Below are 17,831 nucleotides of genomic sequence, written 5' to 3' on the forward strand. Positions count from 1 at the left end.
TTCGAGGTCCGTCGAGCCACAGCGTTCGTTTTTTCTGCATCGACGGCCGCGCTGCGAGACCCCGATCACTACCCGAGCTTTCGGCGAGCACGGTGTCCGCCCGTCCATCGAAGCCCTGTAAATCCCCGATGCCCCTCGTTATGATCGGCACCCATGACCCACACACTGCCGATCCGCTCCCCCTGCCCGCCCGGCGCCTGCAACTGCGACCGCGACCGCCTGCTGGAGACCGACGGGGCCGACCAACGCATCCTCCGTCTGACTAAGCCTGAGGAAAAGCGCCTGCTCGAGCGGCTGGAAAACATCGCCAGCCTCACGGACCTCGAACACATGCAGCGGCGCCTGTACGAGCAACTTGGCATCCGTGTCGCCGTCGCCCCCGGTTTCAACGAAGTGCGCAGCATGCGGGGCATCGTCATCGACATCGACGACCTCCCCGGGCTCTGCCGCAAGACCCGCGCTGCCATCCCCGCCGCCATCCGCCGTGGCCTGGAAAAACGCCCTGAAATTGCCTGGAGCCTACTTAACGCTCATGACTTGTTGCGGGATGCTTGACGTCATCCCGTTCGGTCCGCCCCTGCGGCCTGTAAAGTTTTCTGGTTATATTCGGCGTTTTGTAAAAAAAGGGCCGATGTAAAAAATCTGCGGGCACGACAGCGTGATGTCGTTGGCCGCGCTCTTCACGCTTTCGACTTCATCGAACAGCAGGCTCAGCGCCTGCTGTTCGAAGCCCCCGCCCCAGACACTCAGGTGTAGCTACTTTTCCCATTGCGCCTTGGCAATCCCCAAGCCGTGCAATCCGTTGTACTCGGCGCGTTTGGGTGGCACCCAGCCTTCTAGCAACGCTGGCGCCAGGTCGTAGATTTCCACCCCCAGCGGGCGACAGACGCTGAGGGGATCCTGCGCATCAGGCCCCCACATGGGCAGGGAAAGGTCGCCACCGGGGCAGGTCGACAGGGCACAGAGCAGGTCGATCTCGGCGAAGAATTCCAGGTAGTCGCCCTGCTGCGCCGGGCAGGCCTTCATGAAATACATGTCGTCGTGGTTCAGGCCGGTGCATTGGAAGATATTGAGCACGTCGTGGACGTCGAACTCGGTCAGGCCATGGGGCAGCACGGCGCGGGTCAGGTTGGAGTGGCAGTGGTGATGGAAATCTTCACCGGTGAGCATTTTGTTGACGTAAGGGTCGCAACGGGTGCCGAGCAGGTCGTGCAAGCGCCCACCGTGTTCGTCGATGCCATACGCGGCCAGGCTGTCATCGGTGATGGTCACCAGCGGGCGCAGGAACGGCAGGTTCGACCACAGGCGATCATGGGTGGTGACGTGGGCGCCTTGTAGCTGCCGGGTGCGGGCCGCCCATAACCGTTCGCGAGGATCGTTGGCGTTCCACACATTGAAATCGCCCACCTGCGGCCCGACCGGTGTGGTGACGCGGAACACCTGCCCTGCCTTCACGAGCCACGCTCGCCCGGTGCGGATGGGCACTTCAAATTGCTCGACCAAATTGCGCTGATCCTGCGCCTGTCGAATGCGTTCGTAAAATGCCGTATCGACCTGCAAGGCCGAGCCTTTGCTGACCTGATAAGCGGCTGGGTAGTCTTTGTACATGGCAGTCTCCTGATGTAAGCGCGGCAGGTTCACGGGCAAACGGCGTGGGCCAGCAGCCACCTTCAGGCACTCGGTTGAGACCGATGGACGCCGCGCGCTGACCAAGCGCTGTGGCGGATGATATCGATACATTGGCGCCACCGCATGCGCTGCCTCACTGAATGCGTGGCGTTGCCGCGTATGACACCTTTCACGCCTCTTTATAGACAGATCAGGCCAGGCGCTTCAGTCGCATCACCTCCACAGCCTCTACGAGCCGCGCCTCCTCCCATCGTTCGCGCAACGCCAGTTCAAGCAATTGCTGCCCGGTCTGCGGCGCCATGCCGTGCAGCGGCGGGTCGGTATCGAGGTTCGTAGGGAAGGAATACCCGTCCGCGCTCATCGCGATTACCGCCTGCATGCCCGCCTCGTCCAGTTCCCCCTGCTCCACCCGCCTCAACAGCGACGGATACAGCGCCAGGATCATCTTCTCGCGATCAACGGTTTCCATCGGTTTACCGAAAGCCGAAGAGATTTGCAGCAGGTTGGCCATGCGGTACTGGTCAGCCGTGCGGTTGGTACCTGCTGCGTGAAACAGCGCCGGGTTGAAGAACAGCAAGTCGCCCTTGTTCAACGGCAGTTGCACCGCGTGCTGCGCGAAGTAATCGATGAAGCCCTGATCTCGCCATGCCAGGTAACCCAGTTCGTACTGCTGAGAGAACGGCAGCAACAGGGTCGGTCCGGTGTCCAGCGGCATGTCGGTGTGGACCACAGCACCTTGCAGCGTGAGGTGCTGCGATAGCCGATGCAACGGCAACGGAAAGCGCGCGACCACCTCATCGGTCTGGAAACCCAAATGGTAATCACGATGGGGTTGCTGCGCCTGACCACCGGGGGTGACCACATTGACCTGGGCTGTGGCCTGAAAATAGGGTCCCAGCCACGCCTCGGCGATCAGCCCCAGCAGCGGGTTGGCGTAGTACTCGATGAACGAATCCGGCGAGTGTTCGGCGGCTTTCTGCAGGGCATTCCAGAGCCGCTGATTGGCCCCGGCCTTGGCGAAATGGTCGGCGCGCACCACGTTGGCGGACTCGTCGGCAATGATCTGTCGGAACACCTCGCTATGCCGGTCGACTACGCCTGGATCGCCGTAGGCACCCTGTACCACCATCACCCCCGGCCCTTCGCTAAGCACGTGGTGCAATTCGCTCAGCAGCCCCTGACGGTCGTACCCCTGCGCGATGCGCAAGGCGTCCGCGCGGTACACGACCACCCGGTCGATCACCTCCTGCGAATGGGGGTAATCGGCAGCGCGCACTGACTGCTCGCACAGCGCAGCGAACGCGCCGACGTCAATGTCTCCCGGCTGGGCAAACAGGCTCATTGCCCGGCTCCAAGCAGCCCATCCAGCGTCAATGGCGCCTCGGGTCGCGGCGTCGAGCCGTCGCCACAGCCGATGATGCCCTGCTCCATGTCGATCACCGCGCCGGTGGTGATGCCCGATTGATCGGAAAGCAAATAGGCCACGCTGTTGGCCACTTCCTCGGGTTTGAGCAAGCGGCCGAATGGCGATCGCGCCTCGGCGCGTTCAAGCCAGCCATCCTCAGCGCCGTGGTACTGCCGCTGGATCTGGTCTTCGTGGGGGGTGTCCATCCAGCCGATGTTCAGGCCGTTGACCCGAATGCGGTTACGCAACGCGCTGAACGCGACGTTCTTGGTCAGGATTGCCAGCGCGCCCTTCGACGCGGCGTAAGCCGTGAGAAACGACTGCCCGCCATGCCCGGAAACACTGAGGATACTGACGATCGAGCCTTCGACCTGGTGGGCGATCATCAGCTTGATGCAGTCTTGCATCAGAAAAAACGGAGCTTTGACGTTGACCGCGAAAATTCGGTCGAACAGTTCCGGCGAGGTGTCGAGGATGCTGCCGCGATCCGACATGCCTGCGCAGTTGACCAGCCCGTGAACCGTGCCGAAGTGTTCCTCGGCGGCCGCGACCACGCGGCGGCAGTCCTCGACGTGCTCCAGGTCAGCCTCGACGAAGAACGCCTTGCAGTCCAGATCCGCCAGTTGACGGACCTGCTGCTCACCCTTGTCGCGGCTGCGGCCACAGAGGATCAGGCCGGCGGCGCCTCGTTGTGCGAGCGTGCGCGCAACTGCAGCACCCAAGCCCTGCGTGCTGCCCGTGACGATGAAGTAGCGACCGATGAACGACGTGGACAGATCTAATGCTGACATTCCCATCTCTCCTGCACTTATTGTTTTTGGCGGCAAATGAGCGCTGATCAAGACGGAATTTAATTTCCATCTGTACAACGAATGGAACTGAGACTAGCATTGCGCTCACCTCAATCTGGCCCGAATCGACCTCAACAAGACCTCAGCAGAGGCTCAGGAGATTCCATGCTCGACCGCGCACGACGTTTCTCCATCAAGCAGATTGCCGCCCAGGCGGGGGTCAGCAAAGCCACCGTCGACCGTGTGCTGCACGAGCGCGGCAGCGTGCATTACCAGACGCACCGGCGCATCAAGCAAGCCCTCGAAGAACTTGAAGCACAAGAAAAATCCGGCCCTGCCGTCGGCCGCACCTTTCACATCGATGTCATCCTGCACACCCCCAAACGCTTCAGCGACGCGGTGCAAGCGGCGATTCACGCGCAATTGGGCAGCCTTGCGCCCTTCCGCATCTTCCCGCGCTTTCACCCGTACCAAGAGATCGACTCGCCGTCCATGAGCGAGGTGATTCTGCGCTGCGTGAGCAAGGGCAGTCAGGGGGTGATCCTCAAGGCGGCGGACGAGCCCGCGATCAACGACGCCGTGAATCAGGTCACCGCGGCCGGCATTCCGGTGGTGACCCTGGTGTCTGACTTGCCGCAAAGCGAACGCATCGGCTACATCGGCATGGACAACCGCACCGCCGGGCAAACCGCGGCGTACCTGATGTCGCGCTGGCTGGACGCTGCCGCGCAGGACGTGGCGGTGGTCATCAGCAGCGAGCTGTTCAGGGGTGAAGAAGAGCGGGAAATGGGCTTCCGCACCTGGCTGCGCAGCCGCGCGCCGCATTTGCGGGTCATCGACATCTGTGGCGGTTTCGGGGTTTACCAACCCACGCTGGAACGGGTCAGTCAGGCATTGCAGGCGCATCCGACGATCAAGGCCGTCTACAGCGTCGGCGGCGGCAATCGCGCCATCGTCGATGCGTTCGCCGCACAGGGTCGACCGCTGGACGTGTTCATCGGCCATGACCTTGACCAGGAAAACCGTCAGTTGCTTGCCGAGGAAAAAATCGCCGCGATCATCGACCACAACCTGCAGATCGACGCCCGCCACGCGTTTCAGCACATCCTGCACTTTCATCGGCTGTGGAAGGTCGATCCGATCCCCGCTTCGCCCGTGCAGATCGTCACGCCGTTCAATCTGGCGCACTGATTTCAGCCAGGCGTTCCCATGACACGACAAGGAGATCCACCCATGCTACGCATTGCAGTTCTCGGCGCAGGCCGTATCGCCAACATCCACGCCGCCAACGTGGCGGCCAACCCCGAGGTGCAGCTGTCGGTGATCGCCGACCCCTGGCGCGAAGGCGTCGACAGGCTCTCGGCAAAGCTGGGCTGCGCGGCCGCGTACGACTGCGCGGAGGCCATTGAGCGGGACGACGTCGATGCGATCGTCATCGGGACACCGACCGACACCCACATCGACCTGATGTTACGCGCCGTGAAACGGGGCAAACCCGTTCTGTGCGAAAAGCCCATCGATCTGGATTTCGCAAAAGCCGCTCAAGCCGTGGACGACATAGAACGCTTGAACGGGCGCGTGATGCTTGGTTTCAACCGCCGTTTCGACCCGGACACCTTGCAGATGCGCAAGACCATCGCTCGAGGCGACATCGGTGACGTGCGTCAGGTGGTGATCACCAGCCGCGACCCTGGCCTGGCACCCGTCGAATACCTCACGCATTCAGGCGGAATCTTTCGCGACATGACCATTCACGACTTCGACACCGCGCGTACCCTGCTGGGCGAGGAGCCGGTTGACGTGATGGCCATCGCCAGCCGCCTGGTGGACCCGGGCCTGGCCCGGATCGACGACTACGACAGCGTCATGGTCCTGCTGCGCACGGCATCCGGCAAGCAATGCCACATCAACTGCTGCCGGGAAGCGGTATACGGCTACGACCAGCGCCTGGAAGTGTTCGGTTCCAAAGGCATGGTCCTCAACGACAACCACCGCCCCAGCACCGTGCGCACTTACACCGCCAGCCAAACCGAAGTCCGCGAACCTCTGGAGAACTTCTTCCTCGAACGCTACGCCGATTCCTACCGCATCGAACTGAACCAGTTCATCGACGCCGTTCGCGCGGACGCCCCGCTGCCGACCAACGCACGGGACGGGTTGAAGGCACTGCACCTCGCCAACTGTGCGCTGGAATCGATCAGGACCGGGCGCGCGGTGAAGGTCGAGGGCTGATGCGAGGCCCCTACGACGTAGCGTTTTTCGGCGAGGGGCTCCGCGTTGCGGACGTTTAGGCGGGAGCGACTGAATCCGCTCCCAGCGGAGCATCAGCACCCAGCGCGTTGCGTGCGGCGACGAAAGACGGCCAGAGGGTAGCAAACATGCTTTCATCTGAAATCGCGACTCCGTACATCCAGCCCTGTCAGCAGCGGGGTCAGGTCAAAGAGCCGTTGGGCAATGACGTGACGGACACCCTTCTGATACTCGAACTTGCCGAACACCTGCATCAATTGCGAACCCACTAACACTTTGCGCTGACGTTCGGCCAGGTCGCGCCAGACCACGACGTTGATCATCCCATGTTCGTCTTCCAGGGTGACGAAAGTCACGCCGCTGGCAGTGCCCGGCCTCTGCCGACCAACTGCCAGCCCGGCAACATTGATGTACCGTCCGTGTTCTTCGGTGAGCAAGTCTTTTGAACTGCGGAAGCGCTTGGCCGCCAGTTTGTTACGCAGCAGGGACAGCGGGTGCGGCCCCAGCGTGGTACCGAGGGTGTCGTAATCAGCCATCAGGTCCTGGGCCACACTCGGCAAGGGCAGCGCGACCTGGACTTCTTCACCGAAGCAGTCGTCGCCAAACAAAGGCCGCTGCACCTCGACGCCGGCAATTTCCCAGCGGGCGCGATGGCGATGGCCGACCAGACCGCGCAAGGCTCCGGAATCTGCCAGCGAGGCTCGGGCCCGATTATCCAGACCGGCGCGCACGCACAGGTCGGTCACGTCCTTGAAATCCCGCTCGGCGCGGGCGTGTTCGATACGCTTGGCGTCCTCCTCGCGAAACCCGCGAATCATCCGCAAGCCCATACGAATCGCCAGATTTTGCGAATAATCGCGCTTTTCCACCGGTTCCAGAGAGCAATCCCAGTCGCTGTAGCGAATGTCCACAGGGTGCACGTCAATGTGGTGGCGACGAGCGTCTTGCAACAGTTGATCAGGGCTATAGAACCCCATGGGCCAACTGTTGATCAGGGCGCACGTGAAGGCGGCTGGCTCGTGGCATTTGAGCCAGCAGCTGGCGTAGGTCAGCAAAGCGAAACTGGCGGCGTGGGATTCTGGGAAGCCATAGCTGCCAAAGCCTTTGATCTGTTCGAAGATACGATCAATGAAAGCCTTCGTGTAGCCCTTCTCGGTCATGCGTTTGCTGAGCCGGGCGTAATGAGGCTCCAGTCCGCCATGGCGCTTCCACGCCGCCATGGACCGGCGCAATTGATCGGCTTCGCCGGCGGTGTAATCCGCGGCGACGATCGCCAACTGCATGACCTGCTCCTGGAACAACGGCACGCCCAGGGTGCGCTCGAACACCGCTTTCAGTTCCTCGGAGGGGTAGGTCACCGGCTCTTCGCCGTTTCTGCGTCGCAGGTACGGATGCACCATGTCACCCTGAATCGGCCCGGGTCGAACGATCGCGACTTCGATCACCAGGTCATAGAAGGTTCTGGGCTGCAGCCTCGGCAGCATCGACATTTGCGCCCGGGACTCGATCTGGAACACGCCAATAGTGTCGGCGCGGCTGATCATCTCGTAGGTCGGTGCGTCCTCGGCGGGGATGTTGGCGATGGTCAGGTCATAGCCGCGATAACGGGTCACCAGATCGAAGGTGCGGCGCAAGGCGCTGAGCATGCCCAAGGCGAGAATGTCGACCTTGAGCAACCCCACCAGATCCAGGTCGTCCTTGTCCCACTGAATGATGGTGCGATCGGCCATGGCGGCGTTCTCGACCGGCACCAGGGTTTCCAGCGGTTGCTCGGAGATCACGAAGCCCCCGGGGTGTTGCGACAGGTGGCGGGGAAAGCCGATCAACTCCCCCGCCAGGGTCAGCACCCGACGCAGGATTGGGCTGTCGGGCTCGAAGCCTGACTCCTTCAGCCGCTCGGCGGGGGGCAGATTGTCGGTCCAGCGTCCACAACAGTCCGCCAGTGCGTTGATCTGATCGGGCGGCAAACCCAGCACCCTGGCCACATCACGAAGCGCGCCGGCGCCATGGTAGGTGCTGGCGACGGCGGTCAGCGCCGCCCTGCCCCGACCGTAACGGCGAAACACGTATTGCAGGACTTCCTCGCGACGTTCGTGTTCGAAATCCACATCGATGTCCGGGGGTTCGTTGCGCTCCTCGGAGATAAAGCGGGCGAAGAGCAACTGACCCTTGCCTCGAGACGGGTCAAGCTCAGTGATGCCCAAGGCAAAACAGACGGTCGAGTTGGCGGCTGATCCCCGTCCTTGACAGAGGATGGACTGCTGCCGCGCAAACCTGACGATGTCATGCACGGTGAGGAAATAGCTCTCGTAGTGCTTTTTGCCAATGATCTCCAATTCGTGATCGATGTTTTGCCGGGCGATCGGGGGCGTTCCTGCGGGCCATCGCTGGCGTGCGCCCTCTTCAGTCAAATGACGTAGCCAAGTGGTTGCCGTGTGCCCTTCTGGCACCAGTTCGCGGGGGTATTCGTACTTCAATTGTGCGAAATCGAAGGTGCAACGCCGAGCAATCATCAGCGTTTCAGCCAGCAAATCCTCAGGATACACCTCCGCCAACACCGCGCGGGGCCGCAAATGCCGTTCGCCATTGGGAAACAACCGATGCCCCGCTTCAGGCACGGTGGTGTGATGGCGGATGGCAGTCATGGTGTCTTGCAGCGCGCGACGGCCACGAGCGTGCATGTGCACATCGCCGCTGGCAACGGCAGGCACGCCGCAGGTCTTGGCCAGCGCTAACAGTGTCGACAGGCGCTTTTGATCGTCAGGCCCGCAGTGCAGCTGCACGCTCAGCCAAAGGTTGCGTGCGAACACGCCGCTGAGCCAGTCGCCCTGTTCGCGCAGTGCCGCGTTTGGCTGTTCAAGGTCGGGCACCCACAAGGCCAGTACACCTTCAACGGGCGGCTGAAAGTCTTCCCGCAGCAGGCTATATTCGCCCTTCTTGCTGCGTCTGCGCCCTTGAGTAATCAGCCTGCACAGCGTTTGATAGCCGCTCAGGTTCTCAGCCAGCAAGACGATCTTCGGCCCGTTTTCCAGGGTCATCTCGCTGCCGACGATCAACGGCAGACCGACTTCCTTGGCCGCCTGCCACGCCCGCACGGCCCCCGCCAGCGTGCATTCATCGGTGATGGCCAATGCCTGATAACCGTGCAGCTTCGCCCGTTCGAACAATTCCTGAGCGCTGGACGCCCCGCGCTGAAAGCTGAAGTTGGACAGGCAGTGCAGCTCGGCGTATTCGCAGCTCATGCGAACCAGCCATGCAGCCACAGGCCGCTGTCGTCGCCCACGCTGCGATACGCCCAGCCACGCTGGCCAGTGCGGGTTTCGATGAGGTAATAATCCCGTCTCACATCCCCGCCATCCCACCAGCCCGACTCAATGCGCTCAGGGCCGGCCAACACCTGCAGGCCAGGGTCAGCACACACTTCCGGCTCACGCAACAGCCAGCCAGGACGCGGCCCTGGAGTGAAGCCCATGGCAGGCTTGCTGAGCGACGTTGTCTGCCATGCGCATTCGGGACGATGGTCGGCATGGAAGCTCAGGCCAGTGACCGCCTCGTCGCCCAATCGGGCGCGTAATCGCTCGCGCAATTGCTCCCACGGCATGCTTTGCTGAGGGCGCTCATCGAACAGTTCCCGATGGGACGGTACGAACGCCGGCAGGTCCTTGGCTTGCAGCCTCAGGGCCCGAACCGGCGACGGCACGACGATCTGCTCCAGTCGTCCACGGGCCAATTCGAACAACATGTTCGCCTCACGCTCGGCGCTGAGCAGCCCCACCGGAATCAGCGTATCCGGCGCCGTACTGCCGACACTCGGAACATGTTCCAGATGAATGACAAAACGCTGGACGCCACTGTCGCGCCCGCCCAGAAACAACGCCAGATCGGCAATCATCCGCTTGAGCGGGAACAACAGGGCCTGATGGGATTCGACGTCGAAGTTCAGTTCGATGCGGGTCTCGAAATGGTCCGGCGGCACATAGCACTCCAGCGCCATGGGGCGGCGGCCTGTAAGGGTGTCCAGATGCTGCAACACAGCGGCCGGGAAGCGCCGTGCCAACGTATCGCGCGGCAAGGCCAGCACCTGTTGCAACCGATGCAACCCCATGCGCCCGAATGCGGTGGCCACGTCCTGGGACAAGCCGAGGCGATTGACCGGCATCTGTTGCAGCCGCTCCAGCAAGCTGTCGTTGCAGGTAACCGCCAAACCGTCGTGGGCATTGGCCAACATCCGCGCCGCCAGCGGATTGGGCGCAACCACGATGCGATGGCTGAAGCCCATGGCGGTCAGTTCCTGGCGCAACCGCGCTTCGAATACCGGCCAGGGGCCGAACAGGTTGAAACTCGACTCCACTTCCATCAGCAGCACGCGGGGGTATTTCAGGCTGACGTGAGAACTGAAGCGGTAGGCCCAGGCTGCGAGCAGACGGTGCCAGTGTTCGGTCTGCTTCGGGTCGTATTCCACCGTTTCGAAACCGCGGGTCATGGCGTGGGCTGCGGTCAGCGATTGACCGGCACGCAACCCCAGTTCGCGGGCGGCGGCATTCACCGTTTGTAACACCCGACGTTGCGCCGGGCCGCTGATCAGCGCCAGGGGTTTCTCGGGTTCGGCTCGACGACGCATGACGCCGTCCAGTGCCAGTTGCGGCAGCAGGACACAGGCCCAAAGCATGGAGACCTCACGCGTCCGTATTAAAGGGGATGGGGGATGACTGGGCCAGCCCGCCGCGGCACTTCAATACCCTGAGCTGACGGGGGCGCACATCGATGGCGATCCGCAGGGCGGCGGGCGAAGGGTTGGCGGCAGCGTGCTGACCGCGACAGGCAAAGGCCAGGGTTTCGCCGGTTTCTGCCGCCACTTGCAAGCGGCGCAGGGCTCGGTCGTCAACCTTGCCCGGCCAGGCCAGCACAGCGCCGCAACTGCCCGAGCGCAGGCATTGCTCCACGGCCCACAAGGCGTCAGTGTCGCGGGCCTGAATGATCGATAACTGACGCAGATCGACGCCCGCTGACTGCCATGCTTGGGGATACGGCACGAACGGCGGTGCCACCAGTACGATCCGCTCACCTGCGTTGGCCAGTCGCGCCAGGGTCGGCCACATCAAGCGCAATTCGCCACTGCCATTGGCCGGAATGAGGATTTCCGTGAGCGCGGACGGCGGCCAGCCTCCGATGGGCAGCGCAGCATCAAGAAGCGCATGCCCCGTGGGCTGAGCGGCGACCGGCTGAACCGGTAACCGGCCCTTCCAGACCCGACGCTCGTCCAGCAGCGCGTCGAGGCTGACCACGGCGCCCATCATTCCCGGCGCACCAGGCCGCAGAACACGCCTTCGATGGCGAAGTCCTGATCGGGACGCACGACAATCGGCGCGTAGGCCGGGTTGCGAGGCAACAGACGCAAGGTGTCATCACCCCGTTCCAGCCGTTTGATCGTTACCTCGCCATCGAGCCGCGCCACGACGATCTGCCCGTCCCGGGCCTCGGCGCTTTGCAGGATGCCGACCAGATCGCCGTCAAAAATGCCGTCCTCGATCATCGAATCGCCTGTTACCCGCAGCAGGTAATCCGGAACGCGCAGAAAGGTGCGACTGTCGAGGGTGAAGGTATCAGGGTTGTCCAGGTCGGGCCCGATGGGCGCACCGGCAGCCACCCGACCCAGTACCGGTATCTCGAGCATCTGGGCGCGCGGCGTGTGTTCGACCAGCCGAATACCGCGGGCTTGATTGGCCGTGACCTCGATGAAGCCTGCTTCCGTAAGGGCAAGTATGTGTTTGCGCGCCACGCTGCGAGAGGCGAAACCAAAGGCTTCGGAAATCTCAGCAAGGCTGGGCGGCTGGCCATTGTCGGCGATGCGATCACGGATAAACGTGAGTATGGCAGCGCGTCGGGGAGATAAGGTCGTCATGGAGTACATTTGTACTCTTTTCAGACCTTACTTGCCAGCGCCGTTTATCAGACGATGAACGGGCCTTGGCCCGCTGCACATGTAGATTTGAGCTGAACACCAGAGGGGCGCATTGCGCACACCCCCTGGCAGTGATGGCCCTGAACCACCAAGCGCGACTCAATGAAGGCGTTATCCGAACAGCGCCTGAATCTGCCCGTAGCTCAAGGTGCTGTGGGTGAGCGGTTCCGAGCGCCCTTCTGCAAGGAAATCGCGACCCAGTTGTTCAGCCAGGCTCAGAACCGTGATCGCCACACTGGAACCGGCGCTCAGGCGATGCACGCCCAGTTTTGCCAAGCCTTCCGCGTCCGGCAGACCCGGCCGGGCCAACACGTTGATCGGCAGGTTGATGCCCTGAACGAGGGTTTTGATCGAGTCGGTGTCCACCACTGCCGCAACGAACAGGCCGTCGGCACCTGCTTTTTCATACAACTGGCCGCGTTTAAGGGTCTCCTCGACCTTCAGGTTGTCAGCCACCAAATTCGCCAGGTACACATCGGTGCGGGCGTTGATGAACACGTCCAGACCGTTGTTGGACGCCATGCTTTTGATCGCTTCGATCTTGCGCGCCAGCAAATCAGGTGCATCGGGACCGTCTTCGAGATTGATACCGACGGCCCCCACGTCCAGCACGCGCTTCACGTTTTCGGCGACCGTCTTTGGATCGTCCGAATAGCCGTGCTCGAAATCCACCGACAGCGGCACCTTGACCACCCGTGCGATGTTCGCGGCGGCATGAAGGGCGGCCTCCAGCGGAAACGCACGCTCATCGGGATAGCCCTGGGTCCACGCCACCCCCGCGCTGGTGGTGGCAATGGCCTTGGCGCCGAGGCTTTCGAACAGCAGCGCACTTACGGCGTCCCAGGCATTGGGCAAACGCAAAACGGTGGTTTGGTGGTGCAGGTCACGGAACGTCTTGGCAGAAGCAGGCATGTTCAACTCCATGTGAAGATGACGGGTCGATCACTGTGGCATGAGGGGCTTGAGTCTAGAACAGCGAGGCCTGGGCGAATCCCATCGCGTCGAGATTCTTTTTCAGCGCTGCTGGCATCGCGCCCTCCCGCGTCAGCAGCCATTCCTTGGCTGACAGTCCACCGGCAAACCCGGTGAGCGCGCCAGAACTGCCGATCACGCGATGGCAGGGCGCAACGATAGATATCGGATTCTTGCCGTTGGCGCCCCCGACCGCGCGTACGGCGGCAGGGTTGCCGATTTCGATGGCTATTTGCAGGTAACTGCGGGTTTCGCCGAACGGAATTGCCAGTAAGGCCTGCCAAACTTTTTTCTGAAATTCAGTGCCGTGAAAGTCTAGCGGCAGATCGAATTGGCTGCGGGTGCCGGCGAAGTATTCCGTGAGCTGCTGTTCGACCTGATTGAGAATGTCGCTGCCCAAATCTTCAGTCATCGGCCCCAGGAGCACGCGATTGGGCCGGTCGTTCTCCCAGAGAATGGCGGCCAGCGCGGGGCCCTTGGCCACCAGTTTCAGCTGGCCCACTGGGGAGTCGATGAAGCGGTAAGTGAAGTTCATGGAGGGCGCCTCGTCTTTCGCAATGCGCCGATCATAACCGGGCCTGCCAATGGAACCATCCAGATCTTGCGGTCGAATTCGACGCAGAAATCTCAGGAGGGGCACCCCACCGCACCGCCGTTCAGGTTCTGTTTGTAATTCTCGTACTGCAAGGTCGCCTTGCCGTTGTTCCACTTCAGGGTCAAGACCAGGACGGAGTCGAAGTCATCGCCAACCCAGTCATCGACCAGCTTGAGATCTTTGCCGGAAGCCTCTTCGGCGACCTTGTTGATCAATTCGGGTAGGTAGCCGTGGGACCAGGCGGTGTAGATGGTGGCGTCGTGGTATTTGTCACGCATCAATTCGTCGGCGAGGTCGCTGGTGTCGTTGGCGGCGAAGTCGATGTTGATCGGCAAGCCGAGTTTGATGGCGCTGGGGCCGACCGTCATCAAGGGGCGCAGGTAACTGTAGGAATGATCGCCCTCACCCTCTTCAACGTGGCGACTCGGGTTCGCGGCAAAAATGAAATCGGCCTTGCCGAAGGTTTCCGGCAGCACGGTCGAGAGGTCGATGGCGCGGTTCAGGCCCTGGCAATTCAACTGGCCTAACCCCATGTCGGGTTTTTCGGCGTGGCGCAGGAACACCAGGGTTTGGGTGCCGTTCTTGGGCTCCGCGTGCACGCCTCGGCCCACCGTGAACCAGAAGACTGCCGAGCAGATCAGCAGAATCGGCAGCAGAAAATAGGCGATGCGTTGCAGGACTGACGAGGTAATCGGGGTTTTGAAAGAGGTCATGATGGCCTGATTTCTTGTGATGCATGAAAGGCTGAGCGCCCTGTGCTACGTCCCTGTCAACTGGCGTTTCGCTAGCGGATGCAGACTAACGAAGCTTTATGTCCGTATGAAGAATGACTATGAGAGTTGAAATGACTTCAGAGGTTGCAGGCAAGCCCCTGATTTGTTGGATTATTCGCCGAACGGTATGTAAGTGGATGTGTCGTCAAGCTTCACGCCACGGCCTCTCGCACCTTGTATCGACTGCAGACGACGGCACTCACCACCACCGCCAAACCCGCCAGGCTGTAAACCCACGAGGGCGAAGCGATCGGCAACAAAACACCGGCCAGCAAGGGTCCGACCCCCGCACCGACGTCGCGCCAGACGGCATTGCCCGCCAGCGCCTGCACCCGCCCTGCTCCCGGATTGCGCTCTGCCACCAGTGTGGTCACCAACGGCAGTTGCAGCGCACGGAGGATCAGTACGCCGCCCGCACCGATGATCAGCCAGTGAAAGCCAAACGCCGTCAACGCAAGGGTGGTCAGCGCAGAAAACACCACCAGCATGCGCACCGCCCCATAGCTGGCAGCGGCACGCCCGCCGAGCGGGCTCAGCAGCATCTCTGAGACGTAACGCAGCGCCAGCAGCACCCCGGCGATGAACACCGCATTGCCGCCCAATATCGACTGCGCCTGCAGAGACAGGCCAAAGATGAACAGCCCGTCCAGCGCGACGCCTTCGATGAAGGACCACATGGCCACGCTGTCTGGCGCCTTGAAGCGACGCCCGGTCGCCGTGGGCATGGCGTGAGGAATGTTCGGCAGTCCTCTGGCGATGATCAGCCCGATGAGGGAGAACAACGCCAGAATCAAGAAGATCACGCGTGGGCCGAAATACAGGCTGACCAACGCGCCCAAGGGCAACGCCAACATCGGTCCGATGGCAATGATCGCCCGAGAGGTGCCGGAGCGACGTGCAGCGCCGGCAGGTTCCGAGGTCGCCAGGGCCTGGGTAGACAGATTCAAGGCGGCGTAGCTCAGGCCCCACCCCAGACGCAAGATGAGCAGCCATCCAAAGCCGGTGATGAAGGAGTTGCCCAACGCGCACACCATCGACACCAGCGCCGCCAAGGTCAGCGCGGCCCGATCGCCTCGTTTGGCATAGAAGCGCACCACATAGCTGTAACCGAATATCCGCACCAATCGGTTGGCTGCCAGCAGCACCCCGGCCTCGGCAAGACTGACGCCAAACGCATCCGCGTTCATCGGCATCAGCAGATACAGCAGGACGTCACTGGGCAGGCACAGGCTGAGAACGGTCGCCGAACGGCGTGACGCGGCATCGGCATCTCGGGCAGTGGCAGACATGTGCGGAAAAGTCCTGTAACACAGTTGAAAAAAACAGCATGCAGACCCTGTCGAACGCTGACAACTGTTTAGTCCGGATTTTTTCGCACTGTTTGCTCGCCAACAGCTGTTCAACACACTGTTGATCACGCAACGGTATTTTCTCGTTCACTACCCTCTCCAGCCCCTGACTGGCCGCCCTGACGTTCATGGCACAGAGCCTGCATTATTCCATTTACGCAGGCTGACTGGCGCTGACTGCCCATTTCGACATAAGCAGCCCTGTGCAGCTTCATTCTCCATTTCTACCGGACTTGACCATGACCGCGTTCTCTCGCCTGCCCTCTTCCCTGAAACTCCTGGCCAGCGCGCTTGCGCTGAGCCTGCAACCCTTCGCCCATGCCGCTGAAGCGCCGCCGGCCGAGGTGCATCTCGATTACGCCTATTACTCACCCGTCAGCCTGGTGCTCAAGCATTTCGGCTGGCTGGAGAAAGCCTTGCCCAATACCAAGGTCAGCTGGGTCTTCAGCCAGGGCAGCAATCGCTCGCTGGAATACCTGAACAGCGGGGGCGTGGACTTCGCCTCATCGGCCAGCCTGTCCGCCGTGCTGGCCCGTGCCAATGGCAGCCCGATCAAGTCGGTCTACGTCTATAGCCGCGCCGAATGGACCGCGCTGGTGGTGCGCAAGGATTCGACGTTGCAGTCCGTGGCCGACCTCAAAGGCAAGAAAATCGCCGCCACTAAAGGCACCGACCCGTACCTGTTCACCCTGCGCGCCCTGCAACAGGCCAAGCTGGCCAAAGACGATGTGGAACTGCTGCACCTGCAACACCCGGACGGCCGCATCGCGCTGGAGAAAGGCGACGTCGATGCCTGGGCCGGTCTCGACCCGCACATGGCCGCCAGCGAGATTCAGGCCGGCTCGCGTCTGCTTTATCGCAACAAGGACTTCAACAGCTATGGCGTGGTCAGCGTGACTGAGCGCTACGCCAAAGAACACCCGGAAGCGATCAACACCGTGTTGCGCGCCTATGAACAGGCCCGCGAATGGTCGCTGAAAAATCCTGAGGAACTGGCGAAGTTGCTGGCCACAGAATCCGGTCTGCCACTGGATGTCGCCAAGCTTCAATTGACCCGCACCGACATCAGCAGTCCGCAATTGACCGACAAGGACGTCACGGCGTCCAAGGCTGCCGCGCCGATTTTGGTGTCGGAAGAGTTGGTGCGCAAAGGCACGAATGTCGATCAGGTGATCGACCAGCTCATCGATCCGAGCTTCGGCAAAGCCGTCGTCGCCAAGCCATGAGCCATTCCCGGGGCGAGACGCTGAGCAGCGAAGCCGTCGCACCGGTTGACACCACGACCGCCGCGCCCTACCGCTGGCGCGGGCGACTCAAGGGTCTGGTAGTACCGGCGGCGATTCTGGTGGTGCTGGAAATCGTCGTCCGCATCGGTTGGGTGCAGTCGTACCAGATGCCTGCGCCCAGCGAGATCTTCACCACGCTGACCGATCTGGCGAACGGCGCATTGTGGAAACACATCAGCGCCAGCCTGTTGCGGGTGCTGAGCGGCTTCGGCATCGGCGCGGCCCTGGCCCTGCTGTTTGCTGCGTGGGTCGGGTTGAGTCGTGAGGCTGAGGCCTATCTCGAGCCGACCTTCGCGGGTTTGCGCTCGATTCCGAGTCTGGCGTGGGTGCCGCTGTTGCTGCTGTGGCTGGGCATCGGCGAAACCTCGAAGATCGTGCTGATCGCCATCGGCGCGTTCTTTCCGGTGTACCTCAACGGCGTCGCGGCGATTCGCGGGATTGATCGCAAACTGGTGGAGGTGGGCAAGATGTACCGCTTCAGCCAGCGGCAAATGATCCTGCACCTGTTCCTCCCCGCCGCCCTGCCCGGCCTGTTCACCGGACTGCGCTCGGGGTTGAGTCTGGCGTGGATGTTTCTGGTGGCCGCTGAACTGATTGCAGCGACCAAAGGCTTGGGCTATCTGCTCAGCGATGGTCGTGAAACGTCGCGTCCGGACATTGTGCTGGCGGCAATCATCGTTCTCGCATTGCTGGGCAAAATCAGTGACGGCGTGCTGGCGATGCTGGAGAAGCGGTGTCTGGCGTGGCGGGATACGTTCAAAGGCAACGGCTGACAGTCCATCGACCGATACGGCGTCATCGCGAGCAAGCTTGTGTCTT

At 61.9% G+C, this 17,831-nt stretch carries 16 protein-coding genes; 5 read left to right on the top strand and 11 right to left on the bottom strand.

The window, feature by feature from the left end; all coding sequences use genetic code 11:
- Positions 1-153: 153 nt before the first annotated feature.
- A complete protein-coding gene (locus B3N48_RS18325) occupies positions 154-555 on the top strand; it encodes a hypothetical protein (RefSeq protein ID WP_296186113.1) in 402 nt (133 codons plus the stop codon).
- Positions 556-756: 201 nt separating this feature from the next.
- On the opposite strand, the gene B3N48_RS18330 is transcribed toward B3N48_RS18325, so the two are convergent.
- The 3 genes from B3N48_RS18330 to B3N48_RS18340 form a co-directional block, all read right to left on the bottom strand.
- Positions 757-1,608, bottom strand: coding sequence for an urea carboxylase-associated family protein (locus B3N48_RS18330; RefSeq protein WP_296186114.1), 852 nt, complete (start codon positions 1,606-1,608; stop codon positions 757-759).
- 211 nt (positions 1,609-1,819) lie between these two features.
- On the bottom strand, positions 1,820-2,971 hold the full coding sequence (locus B3N48_RS18335) for a phytanoyl-CoA dioxygenase family protein (protein ID WP_296186115.1): 1,152 nt from the start codon (positions 2,969-2,971) through the stop codon (positions 1,820-1,822).
- On the bottom strand, positions 2,968-3,825 hold the full coding sequence (locus tag B3N48_RS18340) for an SDR family oxidoreductase (protein WP_296186117.1): 858 nt from the start codon (positions 3,823-3,825) through the stop codon (positions 2,968-2,970). The genes B3N48_RS18335 and B3N48_RS18340 overlap by 4 nt, the downstream gene beginning before the upstream one ends.
- A gap of 165 nt (positions 3,826-3,990) precedes the next feature.
- On the opposite strand from B3N48_RS18340, the gene B3N48_RS18345 reads away from it, so the two are divergent.
- Together B3N48_RS18345 and iolG are read left to right on the top strand one after the other, a co-directional pair.
- Positions 3,991-5,016: a LacI family DNA-binding transcriptional regulator gene (locus tag B3N48_RS18345; RefSeq protein ID WP_296186118.1), complete on the top strand. Its 1,026-nt coding sequence runs from the start codon at positions 3,991-3,993 to the stop codon at positions 5,014-5,016.
- 42 nt (positions 5,017-5,058) lie between these two features.
- Positions 5,059-6,057 carry an inositol 2-dehydrogenase gene (gene iolG / locus B3N48_RS18350; protein WP_296186119.1) on the top strand — a complete coding sequence of 333 codons (999 nt, stop codon included), beginning with the start codon at positions 5,059-5,061 and terminating at the stop codon, positions 6,055-6,057.
- 152 nt (positions 6,058-6,209) lie between these two features.
- On the opposite strand, the gene B3N48_RS18355 is transcribed toward iolG, so the two are convergent.
- The 8 genes from B3N48_RS18355 to B3N48_RS18390 all read right to left on the bottom strand — a co-directional run bounded on the left by B3N48_RS18355 (position 6,210) and on the right by B3N48_RS18390 (position 15,666).
- Entirely contained in the window at positions 6,210-9,338 is a 3,129-nt protein-coding gene (locus B3N48_RS18355) for an error-prone DNA polymerase (RefSeq protein WP_296186120.1), read from the bottom strand.
- Positions 9,314-10,744, bottom strand: a complete 1,431-nt coding sequence (locus B3N48_RS18360) for a Y-family DNA polymerase (protein WP_296186122.1) — start codon at positions 10,742-10,744, stop codon at positions 9,314-9,316. The genes B3N48_RS18355 and B3N48_RS18360 overlap by 25 nt, the downstream gene beginning before the upstream one ends.
- Before the next feature lie 7 nt (positions 10,745-10,751).
- Positions 10,752-11,369, bottom strand: a complete 618-nt coding sequence (imuA, locus tag B3N48_RS18365; RefSeq protein WP_296186186.1) for a translesion DNA synthesis-associated protein ImuA — start codon at positions 11,367-11,369, stop codon at positions 10,752-10,754.
- Entirely contained in the window at positions 11,369-11,986 is a 618-nt protein-coding gene (gene lexA / locus B3N48_RS18370; RefSeq protein WP_296186124.1) for a transcriptional repressor LexA, read from the bottom strand. The genes imuA and lexA overlap by 1 nt, the downstream gene beginning before the upstream one ends.
- 162 nt (positions 11,987-12,148) lie before the next feature.
- Positions 12,149-12,949, bottom strand: coding sequence for an isocitrate lyase/PEP mutase family protein (locus B3N48_RS18375; RefSeq protein ID WP_296186126.1), 801 nt, complete (start codon positions 12,947-12,949; stop codon positions 12,149-12,151).
- 55 nt (positions 12,950-13,004) lie between these two features.
- The gene (locus B3N48_RS18380; protein WP_296186128.1) at positions 13,005-13,544 is read right to left on the bottom strand and encodes a methylated-DNA--[protein]-cysteine S-methyltransferase; all 540 of its coding nucleotides are present in this window, start codon (positions 13,542-13,544) and stop codon (positions 13,005-13,007) included.
- Between the two features lie 92 nt (positions 13,545-13,636).
- Positions 13,637-14,317 carry a hypothetical protein gene (locus B3N48_RS18385; protein ID WP_296186131.1) on the bottom strand — a complete coding sequence of 227 codons (681 nt, stop codon included), beginning with the start codon at positions 14,315-14,317 and terminating at the stop codon, positions 13,637-13,639.
- A gap of 212 nt (positions 14,318-14,529) precedes the next feature.
- On the bottom strand, positions 14,530-15,666 hold the full coding sequence (locus B3N48_RS18390) for an MFS transporter (protein WP_296186134.1): 1,137 nt from the start codon (positions 15,664-15,666) through the stop codon (positions 14,530-14,532).
- A gap of 299 nt (positions 15,667-15,965) precedes the next feature.
- Between B3N48_RS18390 and B3N48_RS18395 the strand changes: the two genes are divergently transcribed.
- Positions 15,966-16,952 carry an aliphatic sulfonate ABC transporter substrate-binding protein gene (locus tag B3N48_RS18395; protein WP_296186135.1) on the top strand — a complete coding sequence of 329 codons (987 nt, stop codon included), beginning with the start codon at positions 15,966-15,968 and terminating at the stop codon, positions 16,950-16,952.
- Positions 16,949-17,785: an ABC transporter permease gene (locus tag B3N48_RS18400; RefSeq protein WP_296186137.1), complete on the top strand. Its 837-nt coding sequence runs from the start codon at positions 16,949-16,951 to the stop codon at positions 17,783-17,785. Before B3N48_RS18395 ends, B3N48_RS18400 begins: the two co-directional genes overlap by 4 nt.
- Positions 17,786-17,831 lie beyond the last annotated feature (46 nt).

Origin of the sequence: Pseudomonas sp. UBA1879, from assembly GCF_002338065.1 — a bacterium.
GTDB lineage: Bacteria > Pseudomonadota > Gammaproteobacteria > Pseudomonadales > Pseudomonadaceae > Aquipseudomonas.

Bases quoted from the DNA above. Each gene is read 5' to 3' on its own strand.
- B3N48_RS18325 (WP_296186113.1), top strand. From the start codon at position 154: ATGACCCACACACTGCCGATCCGCTCCCCCTGCCCGCCCGGCGCCTGC.
- B3N48_RS18330 (WP_296186114.1), bottom strand. From the start codon at position 1,608: ATGTACAAAGACTACCCAGCCGCTTATCAGGTCAGCAAAGGCTCGGCC.
- B3N48_RS18335 (WP_296186115.1), bottom strand. From the start codon at position 2,971: ATGAGCCTGTTTGCCCAGCCGGGAGACATTGACGTCGGCGCGTTCGCT.
- B3N48_RS18340 (WP_296186117.1), bottom strand. From the start codon at position 3,825: ATGTCAGCATTAGATCTGTCCACGTCGTTCATCGGTCGCTACTTCATC.
- B3N48_RS18345 (WP_296186118.1), top strand. From the start codon at position 3,991: ATGCTCGACCGCGCACGACGTTTCTCCATCAAGCAGATTGCCGCCCAG.
- iolG (WP_296186119.1), top strand. From the start codon at position 5,059: ATGCTACGCATTGCAGTTCTCGGCGCAGGCCGTATCGCCAACATCCAC.
- B3N48_RS18360 (WP_296186122.1), bottom strand. From the start codon at position 10,744: ATGCTTTGGGCCTGTGTCCTGCTGCCGCAACTGGCACTGGACGGCGTC.
- imuA (WP_296186186.1), bottom strand. From the start codon at position 11,369: ATGGGCGCCGTGGTCAGCCTCGACGCGCTGCTGGACGAGCGTCGGGTC.
- lexA (WP_296186124.1), bottom strand. From the start codon at position 11,986: ATGTACTCCATGACGACCTTATCTCCCCGACGCGCTGCCATACTCACG.
- B3N48_RS18375 (WP_296186126.1), bottom strand. From the start codon at position 12,949: ATGCCTGCTTCTGCCAAGACGTTCCGTGACCTGCACCACCAAACCACC.
- B3N48_RS18380 (WP_296186128.1), bottom strand. From the start codon at position 13,544: ATGAACTTCACTTACCGCTTCATCGACTCCCCAGTGGGCCAGCTGAAA.
- B3N48_RS18385 (WP_296186131.1), bottom strand. From the start codon at position 14,317: ATGACCTCTTTCAAAACCCCGATTACCTCGTCAGTCCTGCAACGCATC.
- B3N48_RS18390 (WP_296186134.1), bottom strand. From the start codon at position 15,666: ATGTCTGCCACTGCCCGAGATGCCGATGCCGCGTCACGCCGTTCGGCG.
- B3N48_RS18395 (WP_296186135.1), top strand. From the start codon at position 15,966: ATGACCGCGTTCTCTCGCCTGCCCTCTTCCCTGAAACTCCTGGCCAGC.
- B3N48_RS18400 (WP_296186137.1), top strand. From the start codon at position 16,949: ATGAGCCATTCCCGGGGCGAGACGCTGAGCAGCGAAGCCGTCGCACCG.